General features: G+C 69.3%; 19 protein-coding genes. 9 read left to right on the top strand and 10 right to left on the bottom strand.

The genetic code is table 11. The annotated features are described in order from the left end of the window. The first annotated feature begins 74 nt into the window (after window positions 1–74). Window positions 75–317: a hypothetical protein gene (locus AC3EO4_RS42390; protein WP_379576320.1), complete on the top strand. Its 243-nt coding sequence runs from the start codon at window positions 75–77 to the stop codon at window positions 315–317. A 59-nt stretch (window positions 318–376) separates the two neighbouring features. Next, on the top strand, window positions 377–766 hold the full coding sequence (locus AC3EO4_RS42385; protein WP_431901272.1) for a hypothetical protein: 390 nt from the start codon (window positions 377–379) through the stop codon (window positions 764–766). Here AC3EO4_RS42385 and AC3EO4_RS42380 read toward each other — a convergent pair. Next, entirely contained in the window at window positions 732–1,205 is a 474-nt protein-coding gene (locus AC3EO4_RS42380; RefSeq protein WP_379576318.1) for an Lrp/AsnC family transcriptional regulator, read from the bottom strand. The genes AC3EO4_RS42385 and AC3EO4_RS42380 overlap by 35 nt on opposite strands. Before the next feature lie 125 nt (window positions 1,206–1,330). Here AC3EO4_RS42380 and AC3EO4_RS42375 point away from each other — a divergent pair, with 125 nt between their 5' ends. After that, window positions 1,331–2,206, top strand: a complete 876-nt coding sequence (locus tag AC3EO4_RS42375) for a phenylalanine 4-monooxygenase (protein WP_379576317.1) — start codon at window positions 1,331–1,333, stop codon at window positions 2,204–2,206. Between the two features lie 88 nt (window positions 2,207–2,294). Here AC3EO4_RS42375 and AC3EO4_RS42370 read toward each other — a convergent pair whose 3' ends face one another. Genes AC3EO4_RS42370 through pstS form a run of 5 tightly spaced genes read right to left on the bottom strand, consistent with a single transcriptional unit; the run spans window position 2,295 to window position 6,765 of the window. Further along, window positions 2,295–3,005 carry a response regulator transcription factor gene (locus AC3EO4_RS42370; protein ID WP_379576316.1) on the bottom strand — a complete coding sequence of 237 codons (711 nt, stop codon included), beginning with the start codon at window positions 3,003–3,005 and terminating at the stop codon, window positions 2,295–2,297. Then, window positions 3,005–3,781, bottom strand: a complete 777-nt coding sequence (gene pstB / locus AC3EO4_RS42365) for a phosphate ABC transporter ATP-binding protein PstB (RefSeq protein ID WP_431901267.1) — start codon at window positions 3,779–3,781, stop codon at window positions 3,005–3,007. Before pstB ends, AC3EO4_RS42370 begins: the two co-directional genes overlap by 1 nt. A gap of 15 nt (window positions 3,782–3,796) precedes the next feature. Next, on the bottom strand, window positions 3,797–4,672 hold the full coding sequence (gene pstA / locus AC3EO4_RS42360; protein WP_379576314.1) for a phosphate ABC transporter permease PstA: 876 nt from the start codon (window positions 4,670–4,672) through the stop codon (window positions 3,797–3,799). Then, a complete protein-coding gene (gene pstC, locus AC3EO4_RS42355; protein ID WP_379576313.1) occupies window positions 4,669–5,649 on the bottom strand; it encodes a phosphate ABC transporter permease subunit PstC in 981 nt (326 codons plus the stop codon). The genes pstA and pstC overlap by 4 nt, the downstream gene beginning before the upstream one ends. Window positions 5,650–5,652: 3 nt before the next feature. Further along, the gene (pstS, locus tag AC3EO4_RS42350; protein WP_379576312.1) at window positions 5,653–6,765 is read right to left on the bottom strand and encodes a phosphate ABC transporter substrate-binding protein PstS; all 1,113 of its coding nucleotides are present in this window, start codon (window positions 6,763–6,765) and stop codon (window positions 5,653–5,655) included. A gap of 121 nt (window positions 6,766–6,886) precedes the next feature. Between pstS and AC3EO4_RS42345 the strand changes: the two genes are divergently transcribed. The 3 genes from AC3EO4_RS42345 to AC3EO4_RS42335 all read left to right on the top strand — a co-directional run bounded on the left by AC3EO4_RS42345 (window position 6,887) and on the right by AC3EO4_RS42335 (window position 9,762). Further along, window positions 6,887–7,351 (top strand): low molecular weight protein-tyrosine-phosphatase, encoded by a 465-nt coding sequence (locus AC3EO4_RS42345; protein WP_379576311.1) that lies wholly within the window; start codon window positions 6,887–6,889, stop codon window positions 7,349–7,351. Further along, window positions 7,332–8,114, top strand: coding sequence for a fructosamine kinase family protein (locus AC3EO4_RS42340; protein ID WP_431901263.1), 783 nt, complete (start codon window positions 7,332–7,334; stop codon window positions 8,112–8,114). Before AC3EO4_RS42345 ends, AC3EO4_RS42340 begins: the two co-directional genes overlap by 20 nt. A gap of 61 nt (window positions 8,115–8,175) precedes the next feature. Continuing rightward, complete coding sequence (locus AC3EO4_RS42335; protein ID WP_431901261.1) at window positions 8,176–9,762, top strand: IS1182 family transposase; 1,587 nt, start codon at window positions 8,176–8,178, stop codon at window positions 9,760–9,762. A 169-nt stretch (window positions 9,763–9,931) separates the two neighbouring features. Here the strand turns inward: AC3EO4_RS42335 and hisN are convergent, their stop codons facing one another. Continuing rightward, window positions 9,932–10,765 (bottom strand): histidinol-phosphatase, encoded by an 834-nt coding sequence (hisN, locus tag AC3EO4_RS42330; protein WP_379576308.1) that lies wholly within the window; start codon window positions 10,763–10,765, stop codon window positions 9,932–9,934. A gap of 37 nt (window positions 10,766–10,802) precedes the next feature. On the opposite strand from hisN, the gene AC3EO4_RS42325 reads away from it, so the two are divergent. Then, a complete protein-coding gene (locus tag AC3EO4_RS42325; RefSeq protein ID WP_379576307.1) occupies window positions 10,803–11,246 on the top strand; it encodes a DUF4442 domain-containing protein in 444 nt (147 codons plus the stop codon). Window positions 11,247–11,338: 92 nt separating this feature from the next. Here AC3EO4_RS42325 and rsgA read toward each other — a convergent pair whose 3' ends face one another. Together rsgA and aroA are read right to left on the bottom strand one after the other, a co-directional pair. Beyond that, on the bottom strand, window positions 11,339–12,364 hold the full coding sequence (rsgA, locus tag AC3EO4_RS42320) for a ribosome small subunit-dependent GTPase A (RefSeq protein WP_431901281.1): 1,026 nt from the start codon (window positions 12,362–12,364) through the stop codon (window positions 11,339–11,341). Between the two features lie 28 nt (window positions 12,365–12,392). Further along, a complete protein-coding gene (aroA, locus tag AC3EO4_RS42315) occupies window positions 12,393–13,673 on the bottom strand; it encodes a 3-phosphoshikimate 1-carboxyvinyltransferase (RefSeq protein WP_431901258.1) in 1,281 nt (426 codons plus the stop codon). A gap of 174 nt (window positions 13,674–13,847) precedes the next feature. Between aroA and AC3EO4_RS42310 the strand changes: the two genes are divergently transcribed. Both AC3EO4_RS42310 and AC3EO4_RS42305 read left to right on the top strand, forming a co-directional pair. Then, entirely contained in the window at window positions 13,848–14,594 is a 747-nt protein-coding gene (locus AC3EO4_RS42310; RefSeq protein ID WP_379576305.1) for an SOS response-associated peptidase, read from the top strand. A gap of 161 nt (window positions 14,595–14,755) precedes the next feature. After that, window positions 14,756–15,088, top strand: a complete 333-nt coding sequence (locus tag AC3EO4_RS42305) for a TraR/DksA family transcriptional regulator (RefSeq protein WP_379576304.1) — start codon at window positions 14,756–14,758, stop codon at window positions 15,086–15,088. A gap of 3 nt (window positions 15,089–15,091) precedes the next feature. Here AC3EO4_RS42305 and AC3EO4_RS42300 read toward each other — a convergent pair whose 3' ends face one another. After that, on the bottom strand, window positions 15,092–15,832 hold the full coding sequence (locus tag AC3EO4_RS42300) for a class I SAM-dependent methyltransferase (RefSeq protein WP_379576303.1): 741 nt from the start codon (window positions 15,830–15,832) through the stop codon (window positions 15,092–15,094). Window positions 15,833–15,979: the final 147 nt, after the last annotated feature.

Below are 15,979 nucleotides of genomic sequence, written 5' to 3'. Positions count from 1 at the left end.
TCGAAGGGTCTTGTCAGAGGAAACTCTGGCAGGGCCCTTCGGCTTTTCTGTGCCCAATGTGTTACCTTGGTAAGATGGTAACAGTTGATCGAGTTCAGACCGGGTTGCGGGTGGAGCGGAACGTGCTCAAGGTGCTCAAGGGGCTGGCCGAGTACCTCGACATCTCGCTCGGCGACCTCGTCGAAGGCATCGCGCTGCACGCCTTCGACGGCAAGGCGCCCTTCACTCAGGAGACCCTCGCCAAGATCGAGCAGCTCAAGTCCGTCTACGGGCTGAACCTCACCTCCGCCGACGCGCACAAGCTGGTGGAGCGATGAGCGGGCCGCAGTACCGGCTCATTGGGCGCCTTTCCGTGGCGCTACCGCCGGCGGAGGCCGTGAAACTGTTCACGCCGCGTGGTGAGGAGCGGTGGGTCGAGGGGTGGCGGCCCCGGTTCCCGCACCAGGCCGACGACGACACCGAGCCCGGCACGGTCTTCCAGACCGACGCCCACGGGGGGGAGGACACGACCTGGGTGGTGATCCGCCGCGAGAGCGGCCACGCGAGCGGAGGGCGCCACCTGATGGGGTACGCCCGTGTCACGCCGGGAAGCAGGGCCGGGACCGTCACCGTGGCCGTGGAGGCCGCTGAAGGGGGCGGCAGCGCCGTTCAGGTGACGTATGAGATGACGGCGCTCAGCGAGGAGGGACGGCGGGCGCTGGAGGAGTTCGCCGCGGGGTACGACGACTTCCTCAGGTCGTGGGAGGCGGCGATCCGCGCTGCGTGAGCAGCGGCTCGATGCGGTAGGGGATCTGCGTCGAGAGTGCGATCGTCGTGTCGGTGCGCTGGACGCCGGGCGAGGCGAGGATGTGCGCGATGACCTCCTGCAGATGGTCGGTGTCGCGCGCGACGACGCGGCACAGCAGATCGTGCTGGCCGCTGGTGCCGTGCACCTCGAGGATCTGTGGCACCCCACGCAGCGCCTGGACGGCCTCGGCGAGCCGGCCCTGGGCGATCTGGAGGGAGACGAACGCGAGGATCGGGTAGCCGGCGCCCGCCGCGGAGACCGTCGGACCGAAGTCGAGGATCACCCCGCGCGCGGTCAGCTTCTCGACGCGGGCCTGGACGGTGCCTCTGGCCACGCCGAGCAGGCGGGCCAACTCGGTCAGCCCGACGCGCGGATGGGCGCGCATGGTCACGAGGAGGCGGGAGTCGAGCTCGTCCATGACCCTCCAGACGATCTGTGCGATTCGCGCAGTATAGGGCCAGTATGGCAGGGCGAAAGTGCGCGAATCGACCAGGGAAACTGGTCGCTCTTGCCAACGAATGCCGGAATTGCTGTCATTCAGGCATGTTCGAGGAAGCGCAGTACTTCGCGCCCGTCGCCGAGCAGGGCGACGGGTCGGTGGTGGTCGAGTTGGCGGCGTCGCACCCCGGGTTCGCCGACCAGGTCTACCGGGCCAGACGTAACGCGATCGCGGCTCTGGCGGTCAACTACCGGCTGGGCGAACCCATCCCCGCGGCGGAGTACACCGAGCAGGAGCACGAGATCTGGGCACTGGTCGCGGGCGAGCTGGCGATCAAGCACAGAAAGTACGCCGTCGCCGAGTACCTGGACGGGGCGGCCAGGCTGGGCCTGCCGTCCGAGCGGATCCCGCAGCTCCAGGAGGTCAGTGAGCTGCTGGAGCCGCTGACCGGGTTCAGGTACCTGCCCGCGGCCGGTCTGGTGCCGCTGCGGGACTTCTACGGGGTGCTGGCCGACGGGTACTTCCACTCGACGCAGTACATCCGCCACCATTCCGTGCCGTTCTACACCCCGGAGCCGGACGTCATCCACGAGGTGATCGGCCACGCCAACGCGCTGGCCAACGACCGGTTCGCGGCGCTCTACCGGCTGGCGGGAGCCGCCGCGCGGCGCGTGGAGAGCGAGGAGGCGCTGGAGTTCGTCTCGAAGGTCTTCTGGTTCACCATGGAGTTCGGCGTCATGGCCGAGAGCGGTGAGCTGCGCGCGTACGGGGCGGGGATCCTGTCGTCGTACGGTGAGGTCGAAGAGTTCAGGGGCATGGACATCAGGCCGCTCGACCTGAAGGTGATGGGCCACACCCAGTACGACATCACGAAATATCAGGACGTGTTGTTCCGGGCGGAGTCGATGGAGCACCTGGAGGACGTCGTGGGCGCCTTCTGGGAGACGTGCGACGACGAGTCCATCGCCGCCCTCCGCTGAGCCGCAGGGAAGAGGGTGGCGCTCAGGTACGCGGGCCGGAGCGCCACCGAACGGCGGGCCCTCACCGATGGCAGCCGAGGACGGCCCTTCAATGGACCTGGGACGGCGTGATCAGCCGGTAGCCCACACCGCGCACGGTCTGGATCAGCTGGTCGTCGTCGTCACCGAGCCGTGCTCGCAGCCGTTTGACGTGGACGGCGATGGTGTTGGTCGAGGTGCCGTCGGCGGAGTTCCACACGTGCTTCATGATCTGCTCACGCGTGACCGTCCGATCGGCGTTGCGCATCAGATAGTGCAGCAGCTCGAACTCGCGCAGCGGCAGATGCACGGCCCTGCCGCCGACCCGCACCTGGTAGGCGTTGACGTCGAGCTCGACGCCGCCGACCGTCAGCACCTTGCGGGTTTCGGCGCCGCCGTGAGAGGCCGCCTGGATGAACGGCAGCAGCTCCAACACCCGGTAGGGCCTGGCCACGCACGCCGAAGCGCCCGCGGCCAGCGCCTGGAGCGCCTGCTCAGCATGCCCCTCTCCGACGCCGAGCAGTACCGGCACGGAGCGCGAGAGCCGTACGGCACGCACGAACTCCACCGCGCCGATGGTCGGCAGCGTGGCACCGACGAGCACGACGTCGGGCTGGAGCGCGCCGGCCTGCAGCAACGCCTGGGCGCCGTCGGTCACGCCGGTGACCACGACGCCTTCCCGCTCCAGCGCTGCCGCCAGCTCGTGGATGACCTCCTCGTCGGGGTCGGCCACCAGCAGGGTGGGTACTGTCGGGGCGTCCCCGTTCGCCGCGACCACCATTAGCCGAAACGCCCCGTGATGTAGTCCTCGGTGGCCTTCTCGGATGGATTGGTGAACATCCGGGAGGTGTCGTCCATCTCGACCACCTTGCCGGGCTGCCCCTGGGCGGCGAGGTTGAAGAACGCCGTGCGGTCGCTCACCCGGGCCGCCTGCTGCATGTTGTGGGTGACGATGACGATCGTGTACTCGTCCTTCAGCTTGGTCATGAGGTCCTCGATCGCCAGCGTGGAGATCGGGTCGAGCGCCGAGCAGGGCTCGTCCATGAGGAGCACCTGCGGCTTGACCGCGATCGCGCGGGCGATGCAGAGCCGCTGCTGCTGACCGCCGGACAGGCCTGCTCCCGGCTTGTTGAGGCGGTCCTTGACCTCGTTCCAGAGGTTGGCGCCCTTGAGCGACTCCTCGACGACGCCGTCGGACTCCGACTTGGACACGCGGCCGTTCAGCTTGAGGCCCGCGGCCACGTTCTCGTAGATCGACATCGTGGGGAACGGGTTGGGTCGCTGGAAGACCATGCCGATCGAGCGGCGTACCGAGACGGGCTCGATGTCGGGACCGTAGAGGTCCTCGCCGTCGAGCAGTACCTTGCCGTCGACGCGGGCGCCGGGGATGACCTCGTGCATGCGGTTGAGGGTGCGGAGGAAGGTGGACTTTCCGCAGCCCGACGGACCGATGAACGCGGTGACCGAACGTGGCTCGATGGTCATCGAGACGTCCTCGATGGCCTTGTGCGATCCGTAGTACGCGTCGAGGCCCGAGACCTGGATCTGCTTGGACATGGGTGCGGATACCTCCTATCGGGCCCTGGCAGGCGAGCGCCACCAGGCGATGAGGCGCGCGACCAGGTTCAGCAGCATGACGATCAGGATGAGCGTGAGGGCTCCGGCCCATGCCCGGTCGATGGCGGTGTCGTTGGGGCGCGCCGCCTGGTCGAAGACGTAGAGGGGGAGCCCCATCTGCGGCCCGTTGAACGGATCGTTGTTGATGGAGTCGGTGAAGAACACCGTCAGCAGCAGCGGCGCGGTCTCGCCCGCGACACGGGCGATGGCCAGCATGACGCCGGTGATGATGCCGGTGAACGCGGTCGGCAGCACGACCTTCAGGATCGTCCGCCACTTGGGGACACCCAGGGCGTAGGCGGCTTCGCGCAGGTCGTTCGGGACCAGCTTGAGCATTTCCTCGGCCGAGCGGACCACGGTCGGCATCATCAGGATCGACAGCGCGAGCGCCCCGGCGAACCCGGAGAACGGGATGCCGAGGAAGAGGATCCAGAAGGCGAAGATGAACAGACCGGAAACGATCGAGGGGACGCCGGTCATGACGTCCACGAAGAAGCTGATCGTACGGCCGAGCCGGCCGCCGTTGCTGTACTCCACCAGGTAGATGGCGGTGAGCACGCCGATGGGCACCGCGATGGCCGAGGCGAGCAGGACCTGTTCGAGGGTGCCGATGATGGCGTGGTAGGCGCCGCCTCCCGCGTCGCGGGCGCCGATCCCGCGCATCGAGTGGGTCAGGAACTCCAGGTCGAGGCGGGCCATGCCGTTCTGGATGACCAGCCACAGGACGGAGATGAGCGGCACCACGGCCAGCGCGAAGGCCAGGTAGACCAGGCACTGGACGATGCGGTCCTTGACCCGCCGCCCGGTCGAGACATGCTGGATGATGCTCATGCCGCGGCCCCCGAGTATTCCTTGCGACGGGCGATCACCACGCGGGCGCCCATGTTGACCAGCAGGGTGATGACGAACAGCACCAGGCCGGAGGCGATGAGCGCGCCACGGCCGACGGGGGTCGCCTCGCCGAAGCCGTTCGCGATGTTGGCCGCGATGCTGTTGGCGTGGGGAGTGAGGATCTCGAAGCTGATGTCGAAGGTGGCGGGGAAGATGAGCGCGACCGCGATGGTCTCGCCCATGGCCCTGCCGAGTCCGAGCATCGCCGCGCTGATGACGCCGGGGCGGCCGAACGGCAGCACCGCCATCTTGATCATCTCCCAGCGGGTCGCGCCGAGCGCGAGCGCCGCCTCCTCGTGCATCTTGGGCGCCTGAAGGAAGACCTCGCGGGAGATCGCCGCGATGATCGGCAGGATCATGATCGCCAGGACGATGCCGCCCGCCAGCATGGTCTTGCCGCCGATGACGCCTTCACCCGAGAACAGCGGAAACCATCCGAGGTTGGCGTTGAGCCACTCGGACGGCGTCTTGAGGAGGGGGACGAGGAAGACCAGGCCCCACAGGCCGTAGATGACGCTGGGCACCGCGGCGAGCAGGTCGACGAGGTAGCCGAGGGGCCCCGCGAGGCGGCGGGGCGCGTAGTGGGAGATGAACAGCGCGACGCCGACCGCGATCGGGGTCGCGATGACCAGGGCGAGGGCCGAGCTGAGCACGGTCCCGAACGCCAGGGCGGCGATGCCGAAGACCTGGCTGCCGTTGGGCTCCCAGACGAGGTCGGTGAAGAAGTTGCCCTTGTTCGCCTGCAACGCGGGAATCGCCTCGCTGATCAGGAAGACGGCGATGGCCGCCATGATCCCGAGCAGGACGATGCCAGCACCGGTGGAGGCGTAGCGGAAGGGTCCCTCACCATGGGTGCGCCGGGAGGCGGCCCGGCCGATGGCCGGTCCGCCTCCTCGGGTGCGAACGGGGGTCGACATGAGTTAGGAGATCGCCTCGACCGCCGAGCGAACCTTGGTGAGCAGCGCCGCGGGGAGCGGGGCGTAGCCGAGGTCCTTCAGGGAGGCCTGGCCCTCGTCGCTGGCGGTGTAGCCGAGGAAGGACTTGACCAGCGGAACCTGGTCGGCCGGCAGGCCCTTCTCGCAGGTGATCTCGTAGGTCACCAGGACGATCGGGTAGGCGCCCGCGGCCTTGGTGGCGTAGTCGATGCTCAGCTTGAGGTCGTTGCCGGTGCCCTTGATCTCGGCGGCCTCGACCGTCTTGGCCGCGCTGTCGGAGGTCAGCTCGACGAACTCGCCCGCACCGTTGGCGACCTTGGCCTTCTGCAGCTGAGAGTTCTCGGCGTAGGAGAGCTCGACGTAGCCGATGGCGCCCTCGGCGCCCTTCACGGAAGCGGCGACCTGGTCGGAGCCCTTGGCGCCCTGACCCTTGGCCTCGGCCGGCCACGCCTTGGCGGGCTCGTACGGCCACTCGGCCGTGGCCTTGAGGAACTTGGTGAAGTTGTCGCTGGTGCCGGACTCGTCCGAGCGGTGGAAAGCCTGGATCGGCGTGGAGGGCAGCTTCGCGTCGGGGTTGTCGGCCTTGATCGCCGCGTCGTCCCACTTGGTGATCGTGCTGTTGAAGATGCCGGCGATCGTCTTCGGCGACAGCTGCAGACCGTCGACACCGGGGAGGTTGTAGACCACGGCGACGGGGCCGGTGACCATCGGCAGGTTGATGGCCTTGCCGGTCTTGCAGCGGGCGTCGGCCTGGGCGGGCTCGCCCTTGTCGTCCTTCAGCGCGGAGTCGGAGCCGGCGAAGGAGATCGTGCCCTGGATGAACGCCTGGACACCAGCGCCGGAGCCGCTGGGCTGGTAGTTCAGGTTGACACTCGGGTTCTTCGCCTGGAAGTCCTTCTTCCACTGGTCGATCGCGTTGGCCTGAGCCGAGGACCCAGCCGCGTTGATCGTGCCGCTGAGGGCGTTGTCGTTGCCCGGGGCGGCGGCGGACGCGGACGTGGTGCCGGCGGGGGCACCAGTGTTGTTGTCGGTGCCGCACGCAGCGAGCGAGAGCGCGCCGACGACGGCGACGGCGGCGAGCCGGCCTGCATACTTCACGGTTGGGTTTCCTCCCACTTGGTCCTTAGTCGACTCAGACGTTAGGCACCCAAGGTGACTCGACCCCCGAATCGGGGTGAACGTTCGGTGAACGAGCCTGGTCAGCATCATGATGGGATGCATGACCTATCGCGTATCTCTGGTGTGTATGGGCAACATCTGCCGTTCTCCGATGGCGGAGGCGGTGGTCAGGCGCACGCTCGACGAGCACGGGCTGGCCGGCAAGGTGGCGTTGGACAGCGCGGGAACCGGCGGCTGGCACGTCGGCAGCCCCATGGACGAGCGCGCCGCCGAGGTGCTCTCCCAGCACGGCTACGACGGCTCGCCGCACCGTGCCAGGCAGTTCGACTTCGACCGCTACGACCTGGTTCTTGCCATGGACAGGGAGAACCTGAGAGCGCTGCGCCGCGTCGTTCCCGCAGGCACCGACCTCCGCCTGTTCCGCTCGTTCGATCCGGAGGCGCCCGAGGGGGCGGAGGTTCCCGACCCCTACTACGGCGGCCGCGACGGCTTCGAGATCGTGCTCGGCCAGGTGAAGGCGGCCGCCGAAGGGCTGGCGAGCTACCTTGCCGATCGTCTGGACTGAGGATCTCGGCTCTTCACACGCGTGGCGGCTGCGCAAGGGGACGATGGACGGCAGGCCGGTGTTCGGCAAGTACGGAGCCGTTTCCCCTTTGTTCACCTCCGAGGCGGCGGGACTGCGCTGGCTGGGCCCCATCGCGGCCACCGTGGTGTCGTCGGGCGACGGGGAACTGGTCCTCGAGTGGATCGCTACCGAGCCGCCCACCCGTGCCGCCGCCGAGCGCTTCGGGCGCGAGCTCGCGCGGACGCACCTGCGCGGCGCGGACGCCTTCGGCGCCCCATGGCCGGGATTCATCGCCGAGCTGCCGATGCCCAACGAGCCCGCCGCCGACTGGCCCGCCTTCTACGCGGCCGACCGGGTCATGCCGTTCGTCAGGCGGGCGCGGTTGTCGTCCGCCGACGCGAGGATGATCGAGCGGGCGGTCGCCAGGTTCGCCGAGGTCGCGGGGCCCGCGGAGCCGCCGTCCCGGATCCACGGCGACCTGTGGAGCGGGAACGTGCTCTGGTCGGAAGGCCGCGCGCTGCTCGTCGACCCCGCCGCGCACGGCGGCCACCGCGAGACCGACCTGGCGATGCTGGCGCTGTTCGGCGCGCCGTACCTGGACACGATCCTGGGCGCGTACAGGGAGGAGGCGCCGCTGGCGGAGGGGTGGCGCGACAGGGTGCCGCTGCACCAGCTCCACCCGCTGCTCGTCCACGTCTGCCTGTACGGCGCGGCCTACAGGGACGCGCTCATGGGCGCGGTCTCCAGGGTCCTGGCGCTCTAGGAGTCTGCTGAACAATCCGGGTTCCCCTGTCGGGCGGTAGGGCGGCTGGGAGAATCTTGGTGTGCAGGGTGAGAGCCGGATCGATCGTGAGTTACTGGACGCGGCGGCGTTGGTGGGGCATCTGATCCCGGCTGGGAGCGTGTTCGCTTTCCTGGCCGAACATCGGCGGACGGTGTTCCCGGACTCGTTGTTCGCGGATCTGTTCACCTCGTCGAAGGGCCGGCCGTCGTTGCCGGGTGAGCTGATCGCTTCGGTGTTGGTGCTGCAGAACCTGCAGGATTTGTCGGATCGTCAGGCGGTGGAGGCGCTGCGATGTGATCTGCGGTGGAAGGCCGCCTGCGGGCTGGCGTTGACCGACGAGGGGTTCGATCCGTCGGTGCTCACCTACTGGCGGCGGCGGTTGGCTGCCTCGGATCGGCCGAACCGGGTGTTCGAGGCGGTTGCCGAGGTAGTCGCGCAGACCGGGGTGTTGAAGGGCAAGACGCGGCGGGCGTTGGACTCGGCGGTGCTGGAGGACGCGGTTGCCACCCAAGACACCGTCACCCAATTGATCGCCGCGATCCGCCGAACGGTGCGGGAGGTACCGGGTGCGGCCGAGGTGGTCGCGCGGCAATGCCGGGCGCATGACTACGGCGACCCGGGTAAGCCGGACATCGCCTGGGACGACCGGGACGCCAAGCAGGCGCTGGTGTCGGGCCTGGTAGAAGATGCCCTCACCGTGGTGGCCGCGTTTGGGCGGGCCGCCGCGCAGGGGACGCTGGATGACAAGGCGGCCCAGGCGGTGGCGTTGCTCGCTCTGATCGCCGGGCAGGACGTCGAGCCCGCCGACGACTCTGATGGCAGCGACGGCAGGTGGAAGATCGCCCGGAAGGTCGCCGAAGACCGGGTGGTGTCCGTTGTGGATCCGCAGGCCCGGCACGTCCACAAGACCGTCCACCACCGCCAGGATGGCTACAAGGCCCACGTCGCGGTCGAACCCGACACGGGCCTGTTCACCGGCGGCAAGCTCACCCAGGCATGCGGGCCCGACAACCATGAGGCCGTTGTCGGCGTGGAGTTGATCGAGGCCGAAGACCGCAGTGGTGAGGCGGAGTCGTTACAGGTGCTGGGCGATTCGGCATACGGGACCGGTGACGCCCGCGCCGCCCTGGCCGAAGCCGGTCACACCCCGGTCATCAAGCCCGGGCCGCTGCGCCCGGCCGTCCCAGGCGGATTCACCGTTGATGACTTCACCGTCAACGAAGCCGACGGAGTCCTGACCTGCCCTAACGGCACCACCAAGAAGATCACCAAAGCGCGTAACGTCGTGTTCGGCGTCGCCTGTCATGCCTGTCCGCTGCGGACGCGTTGCACCAGCAACAAGCAGGGCCGCACTGTCCGTCTTCATCCACAGGACGCCGTGCTGCGCCAGGCCCGGGCGGACTGGGCCGCAGATCCTGACCTACGAGCGATCTACCGGCAGCACCGGCCGATGGTCGAACGGTCCATCGCCTGGCTGATCGGGCCGCAGGGCCGCTACCGCAAACTCCGCTACCGCGGCGTCACCACTAACGATCTTTGGCTTCACCTACGTCTGGCCGGTCTCAATCTCCGTCGGCTACTCAACCTCGGCCTCACCCGCGCCGATGGGACCTGGATCCTGGTCTGAGGGTCCGGCCACGCCCCACGTCCTTTCGCGCGCCCCTACCAGCAGCCATCACGCTGGAGCCAGCGGGAAGAGCGAGCGTGTAGTCGGCTCGCACGGGTTTGAACCTCGCCGCGCAGACGGCCTTGTCGGCGCTCTTCCCGGCACACATCACCCCTTGTTCAGCAGACTCCTAGCGGGCGCTCAGGCGGCTGAGCACCTCGTCGTGGAGCACGCCGTTGGTGCAGACCAGCCCGCCGGACTCCAGGCCCTTGCCTCCGTCGAGGCCGGTCCACCTGCCACCGGCCTCCTCGACGATCACCGTCAGCGCGGCGATGTCCCAGGGGGACAGGTCGGGCTCGGCCGACAGGTCCACCGAGCCCTCGGCGACCATCATGTGCGACCAGAAGTCGCCGTAGGCCCTGGTCCGCCAGCACCCGCGGCCCAGGTCGAGGAACGGTTCGAGGCGTCCGGCCTTCTCCCATTCCTCGATGTCGGAGTAGGAGAAGGACGCGTCCTCCAGCTTGCCGACGGACGAGACCCGCATGCGCGAGGCCTTGGTCAGGCTCTTGCCGGTCCACGCGCCCCCGTCGCGCGCCGCCCACCAGCGGCGGCCGATCGCGGGCGCGGACACCAGGCCGACCACGACCTCGGCGTGGTCCATGAGCGCGATCAGCGTGGCCCACACGGGGACGCCGCGCACGTAGTTCTTGGTGCCGTCGATCGGGTCGATGATCCACGAGCGCGCGCCGTAGCCGGTCTTGCCGAACTCCTCACCGACCACCGCGTCACGGGGTCTGGCCCTGCGCAGCGTTCCCCTGATCGCCTCCTCCACCGCCCTGTCGGCGTCGCTGACAGGGGTGAGGTCGGGCTTGGTCTCGACCTTGAGGTCGACCGCCTTGAACCGGCGCATGGTCAGGTCGTCGGCGGCGTCCGCCATGACATGCGCGAGGCGTAGATCGTCGCTGTAACCCGTCACGATGAGCCACGCTATCGCGTCCTGGGTCGCTTCTATCAGAGCGGTCATATCCCAATTGAGAGTTACTCACCAGTAGCATTGCGGCATGTCCTTCGATCTCGGCGAGTTCCTGCTGCAGACGGTGCCTTTCACCCGCTTCCTCGACATCTCCTTCGACAAGGTCGAGGAAGGAATGGCGATCTGCCGGCTGTCCGACCGTCCCGACCTGCACAACCACGTCGGAGGCCCGCACGCGGGCGCGCTGTTCACGCTCGCCGAGACGGCCTCGGGCGCGGCGACACTGTCGGCGTTCAGCGACCAGCTCTCGCGTGCGGTGCCGCTGCCGACCACCGCCACGATCCGCTACCGCAAGGTCGCGATGGGCGAAGTGGTGGCCGAGGCGCGGCTACTGGCCTCCCCCGCCGAGGTCGTCGCGCAGCTGGACGCGGGCGAACGGCCCGAGTTCGACGTCGCGGTCGAGATCCGCAACGCCGAGAACACGCCGGTCGCCGAGCTGACCGTCACCTGGACCCTGCGCCCCAACCGCTGACCGCCACCCGGAAGCGCCCGCCGGGCCGCCGCCACGGACACGGCCTGCCGTACCGGCGGCCGGTCGTCAGGGCTGTCAGTGGCGCCGGCGGGTCAGTCGTCGGTGTCGGGGGCGCCCTCGCGGCTGGCCAGCAGCCGCCTGAGCGACTCCAGCCTGGCCGGATCGGCGTGCCCGTCGGCGACCCACGCGTCGAGCGCGCAGCCCTCGCCGAGGTGGGTGCAGCCCTTGGGGCAGTTGACCGTGCCCTCCGCCAGGTCGGGGAAACCGGCGAGGACGGTCTCGACGGACACGTGGGCGAGACCGAAGCTGCGCACGCCGGGCGTGTCGATGATCCAGCCGCCCTCGGGCAGCTCCAGCGCGACCGCCGAGGTGGAGGTGTGGCGCCCGCGTCCGGTGACCGCGTTGACGTGGGAGACGGCGCGGTTGGCGTCCGGGACCAGCGCGTTGACCAGAGTGGACTTGCCGACGCCCGAGTGCCCCACCAGCACGCTGACGTGACCGGTCAGCCGGTCGCGCAGCTCCTCGAGGTCGCCGCCCTTCTGGACGACGACATAGGGCACGCCGAGCGGATCGTAGAGCGAGACCAGCTCGGCGGGCGGTGCCAGGTCGGACTTGGTCAGGCACAGCAGCGGGTCGATCTCGGCGTCGAAGGCGGCGACCAGAATCCTGTCGATCATCCTGGGCCGCGGCGGCGGATCGGCCAAGGCCGTGACGATGACGAGCTGCTCGGCGTTGGCGACGATCGGGCGCTCGATGCCGTCGGTGTCCTCGGTGTCGTCGGCGCTGCGCCGCAGCATCGAGGTGCGGGGTTCGACCCTGACCACCCTGGCCAGGGTGTCGGCGGTGCCGGAGACGTCGCCGACGATCGCGACCCTGTCACCGACGACGATGCCCTTGCGGCCCAGCTCGCGGGCCTTCATGGCGGTGACCGTGCGGCGCTCGCGGTCCTTCTTCCTGCGGCCCTCGGTCTCGACGAGGCAGGTGTAGCGGCCCCTGTCGACGGCGATCACGAAACCTTCGACGGCGTCCTCGTGGGCAGGGCGGATCCTGGTCCGCGGCCGGGAGCCCTTGCCCGGCCTGACCCTGACGTCGTCCTCGTCGTACTCCCGCTTCCTCAGCGGTCCGCTCCTTGCCCTGAGAAGCCGGTCATGGCCGCTCACTCCCCAGCATCTCCGCCCACATCCGGGCGAACTCCGGAAGAGTCTTACCCGTCGTGGCGATGTCTTCCACCTGGACGCCGGGGACGGCGAGGCCGATGACGGCGCCCGCGGTGGCCATGCGGTGGTCGGCGTAGCTGTGGAAGGTGCCGCCGTGGAGTTTCGCCGGGCGGACGACGAGGCCGTCGGCCGTCTCCTCCGCGTCGCCACCCAGCCTGTTGATCTCGGTGACGAGGGCGGCCAGCCTGTCGGTCTCGTGGCCCCGCAGGTGCGCGATGCCGCGCAGCGTGCTCGGCGAGGTGGCCAGCGCGGCGAGGGCGGCGATCGTCGGAGTGAGCTCGCCCACCTCGTGGAGGTCGGCGTCGATGCCCGCGATCTCGCCGGTGCCCGTGACCGTGAGCCCTTCGCCGGTCATGGTCACGGTGGCGCCCATCGCGGTGAGCAGCGGGCGCAGCTCGTCGCCCGGCTGGGTCGTGCGGGCCGGCCAGCCGGGGATGGTGACCGTCCCGCCGGTGATGAGCGCCGCCGACAGGAACGGCGCGGCGTTGGACAGGTCGGGCTCGACGACCAGGTCCATGGCGGCGATCGGGCCCGGCTCGACGCGCCACACGTCGGGCTCGCCGTCGTCGACCCGCACCCCGGCGGCGCGCAGCATCTGGACGGTCATCTCGATGTGCGGCATCGACGGCACTGGCGCGCCCTCGTGGCGGATCGTGACGCCCTTCTCGAACCTGGCGGCGGTCAGCAGCAGGCCCGAGATCAGCTGGGAGGAGGCCGACGCGTCGATCGTCACCTCGCCGCCGGTGATCGGGCCCCTGATGGTGAACGGCAGGGCGTCGTTGTCGACCTCGGCGCCGAGCGCGCGCAGGGCGCCCAGGATCTGGCCCATGGGGCGCGTACGGGCGTGGGGGTCGCCGTCGAAGAAGACCTCGCCGTCGGCCAGCGCCGCCATGGGCGGCACGAAGCGCATCACGGTGCCGGCCAGGCCGACGTCGATGCGGGCGCCGCCGCGGACGGGGCCGGGGGTGACCTGCCAGTCGACGCCCGAGGCGCTCTCGTTCGACGGCGTGAGCCCGGTGCCGAGCGCGCGCATGGCCGCGGCCATGAGGTCGGCGTCGCGGCTGCGCAGGGCCTGCCGTACCGTGCCTGGGCCGTCGGCGAGCGCGGCGAGCAGCAGCGCCCTGTTGGTCACGGACTTGGAGCCGGGCAGGGGGACGGTGGCGGTGACCGGAGCGGACGCCGTCGGAGCTGGCCAGAGCGGAGCGGGCATGGCCCAAGCCTACTGGCAGCCGGCGCGTCGGCCGTGGCGCGTGAGGCGCCCCACGGCGAGCCACGGCGGCCCCGGCGCCGCGCGGTTCCGCCGTGCCCAGCCGCCGTTCGACCATGCCTTCGTGCCCATACAGCGTGGTGGGCGAAACGGTCGCTGACGTGGCAGGGTGTAGTCATGTGCGGCAGATACGCGTCAGCGCGCAAGAAGCACGAGCTCCTGGAGGAGTTCCAGGTCGAGCAGGACGCCTCACCTGACGAGGAGCTGCAGCCCGACTACAACGTGGCGCCGACCAAGCAGGTCTACGCGGTGTTGAGCAGGGTGCCGAAGGACGCTCAGCGAGCGGTCAGGGAGCTGCGCGTCCTGCGGTGGGGTCTGGTTCCCGTGTGGGCGAAGGATCCGTCCATCGGCTCCCGCATGATCAACGCGAGGCTGGAGACGGTCGCGGAGAAGCCCGCCTTCAAGAGGGCGTTCGCCTCCCGCAGGTGCCTGCTGCCGGCCGACGGCTACTTCGAGTGGATGCCGATCGAGGGCGAAAAGAAGAAGAAGCAGCCCTTCTACATCCACCCCGAGGACGACGGCGTGCTCGCGATGGCCGGGCTGTACGAGTTCTGGAAGGACAAGACCAGAGCCGACGACGACCCGCTGAAGTGGCTGGTGACCTGCACGGTGATCACCACGCAGGCCGAGGACGACCTCGGGCACATCCACGACAGGATGCCGATGATGATCGAGAGGGAGCGCTGGGCCGAGTGGCTCGACCCGAAGCTCACCGACACCGAGCAGGCCTCCAGACTGCTGGTTCCCGCCGACGCGGGACGGCTGGTCGCCCATCCGGTCTCCACTGACGTCAACAGCGTCCGCAACAACGGCCCCCACCTGATCGAGCCGCAACAACCAGAGGAAGAAAGCGCACTTTTCTAGGCTGGCGGTGTAAGAAGCACGCTAAGTGGGCATCCGGTGAGGAAAGCGATGCCATCCGTTCACTCGGAGTCACGCTGCATTCACCACCCCCCGAACGCACCGGGCGGAACCTCCGGGGAGTTCCGCTTTTGGCTGCCCCCGCTTACCCGGAGGTGCGGACCGTGGACGACACGACCGCTCGTGAGCGACTGGAGAGCATGCTCGCCGAGCTCGACAGGTCGATCGGCGTGCTGCGCGGAGACCCGGTGCCCGTGGCCGACCGCTCCGCGGCCGACGCCGGCTCCGACCTGACCGACTCCGACCGTGCCCAGGCCATGCTGACGGTCGCGACCACGCATCGGAGCGCGATCGTGGCCGCGCTCAAACGCCTTGAGGAGGGCACGTACGGCGACTGCGTCGACTGCGGCAGGCCGGTGCCCGAGGGCAGGCTGGAAGCCCGTCCAGAGGCGGCCAGATGCGTCCAGTGCCAGGCGAAGCAGGAGAGAAGGCGCTGACCCTCACTTCTTGAACGCGCTGGCCACCAGGTGGATGCCCACGGTGTCGTCGTCGTCGGGATGCGCGTCGAGCTCCGTGCGCACCAGCCAGGCCAGCGCCCGCGTGTCGGTGGCCAGCACGTGGTCGACGGTGGAGGGGGACAGCACGGTGCGCGGCCTTATCCACTCGACCTCGAGGCCCGCGCCCGTGAGCAGCTCGCGCAGCTGGCCGCTGCTGAAACAGCGGGTGATGCTGCCGTCGGGCCACGGCACCAGCATGACCTCGCCGGTCTGGCGCAGGTGGGCCCAGTAGTTCTGCTCGGCCAGTATCGCCATGCCGAGCACCAGGGAGTCGACGCACACCAGGGCGCGCCCGCCCGGGCGCAGGACGCGGACCACGTCCTCCATCGCCGACTCGGCCATCAGCTCGATGGACAGCGCCCGCTCCTCGGCCACGACCGCGTCGACGCTGCCGTCGGGCAGGAAGCCGAGATCGTCGGCTCGGACCTGCCGCACCCGGTCGGCATCGCGCAGCTGCTGCTGACTCTCCAGGGCACGGCGGAAGTCGACGACCTCGATCACCTTGTGGCCCGCCTTCGCGGCATGGCCGGACCAGCGGCCGCGACCGCCGGACAGATCGAGGATGGTGGAGGGACGACCGGGAAGCCAGCGATTCAGCTGCTCGGCGACGACTGCACGATAGAACGTCCAGTACGGCCCGAGCGTGCCTGAGCCGTTCAGTTCCTCGGCCGGAATGGGCAGCACACGCGTCTCCTGTGTTCCGGAAAAGGTACGTTTGTTTTTCCCCGTACCCGGTCGTTCGTCACCTCCATCTTGTGGGAACAGACGCGCTCGCGGGCGTGTTGCAGACGAACATGCTCACATTGCTCGAACCCGTCCCCGGTGGCCTGC

This window comes from Nonomuraea sp. bgisy101 (assembly GCF_057708945.1).
Note: the sequence above shows the minus strand (reverse complement) of the source record. Positions and strands in the feature narration are given on the sequence as shown.

Coding starts and splice junctions, on each gene's coding strand:
- hisN (WP_379576308.1), bottom strand. CDS start 10,765: ATGACCGCTCTGATAGAAGCGACCCAGGACGCGATAGCGTGGCTCATC.
- AC3EO4_RS42325 (WP_379576307.1), top strand. CDS start 10,803: ATGTCCTTCGATCTCGGCGAGTTCCTGCTGCAGACGGTGCCTTTCACC.
- AC3EO4_RS42380 (WP_379576318.1), bottom strand. CDS start 1,205: ATGGACGAGCTCGACTCCCGCCTCCTCGTGACCATGCGCGCCCATCCG.
- pstA (WP_379576314.1), bottom strand. CDS start 4,672: ATGAGCATCATCCAGCATGTCTCGACCGGGCGGCGGGTCAAGGACCGC.
- AC3EO4_RS42390 (WP_379576320.1), top strand. CDS start 75: ATGGTAACAGTTGATCGAGTTCAGACCGGGTTGCGGGTGGAGCGGAAC.
- AC3EO4_RS42310 (WP_379576305.1), top strand. CDS start 13,848: ATGTGCGGCAGATACGCGTCAGCGCGCAAGAAGCACGAGCTCCTGGAG.
- pstC (WP_379576313.1), bottom strand. CDS start 5,649: ATGTCGACCCCCGTTCGCACCCGAGGAGGCGGACCGGCCATCGGCCGG.
- AC3EO4_RS42375 (WP_379576317.1), top strand. CDS start 1,331: ATGTTCGAGGAAGCGCAGTACTTCGCGCCCGTCGCCGAGCAGGGCGAC.
- pstB (WP_431901267.1), bottom strand. CDS start 3,781: ATGTCCAAGCAGATCCAGGTCTCGGGCCTCGACGCGTACTACGGATCG.
- AC3EO4_RS42345 (WP_379576311.1), top strand. CDS start 6,887: ATGACCTATCGCGTATCTCTGGTGTGTATGGGCAACATCTGCCGTTCT.
- AC3EO4_RS42370 (WP_379576316.1), bottom strand. CDS start 3,005: ATGGTGGTCGCGGCGAACGGGGACGCCCCGACAGTACCCACCCTGCTG.
- aroA (WP_431901258.1), bottom strand. CDS start 13,673: ATGCCCGCTCCGCTCTGGCCAGCTCCGACGGCGTCCGCTCCGGTCACC.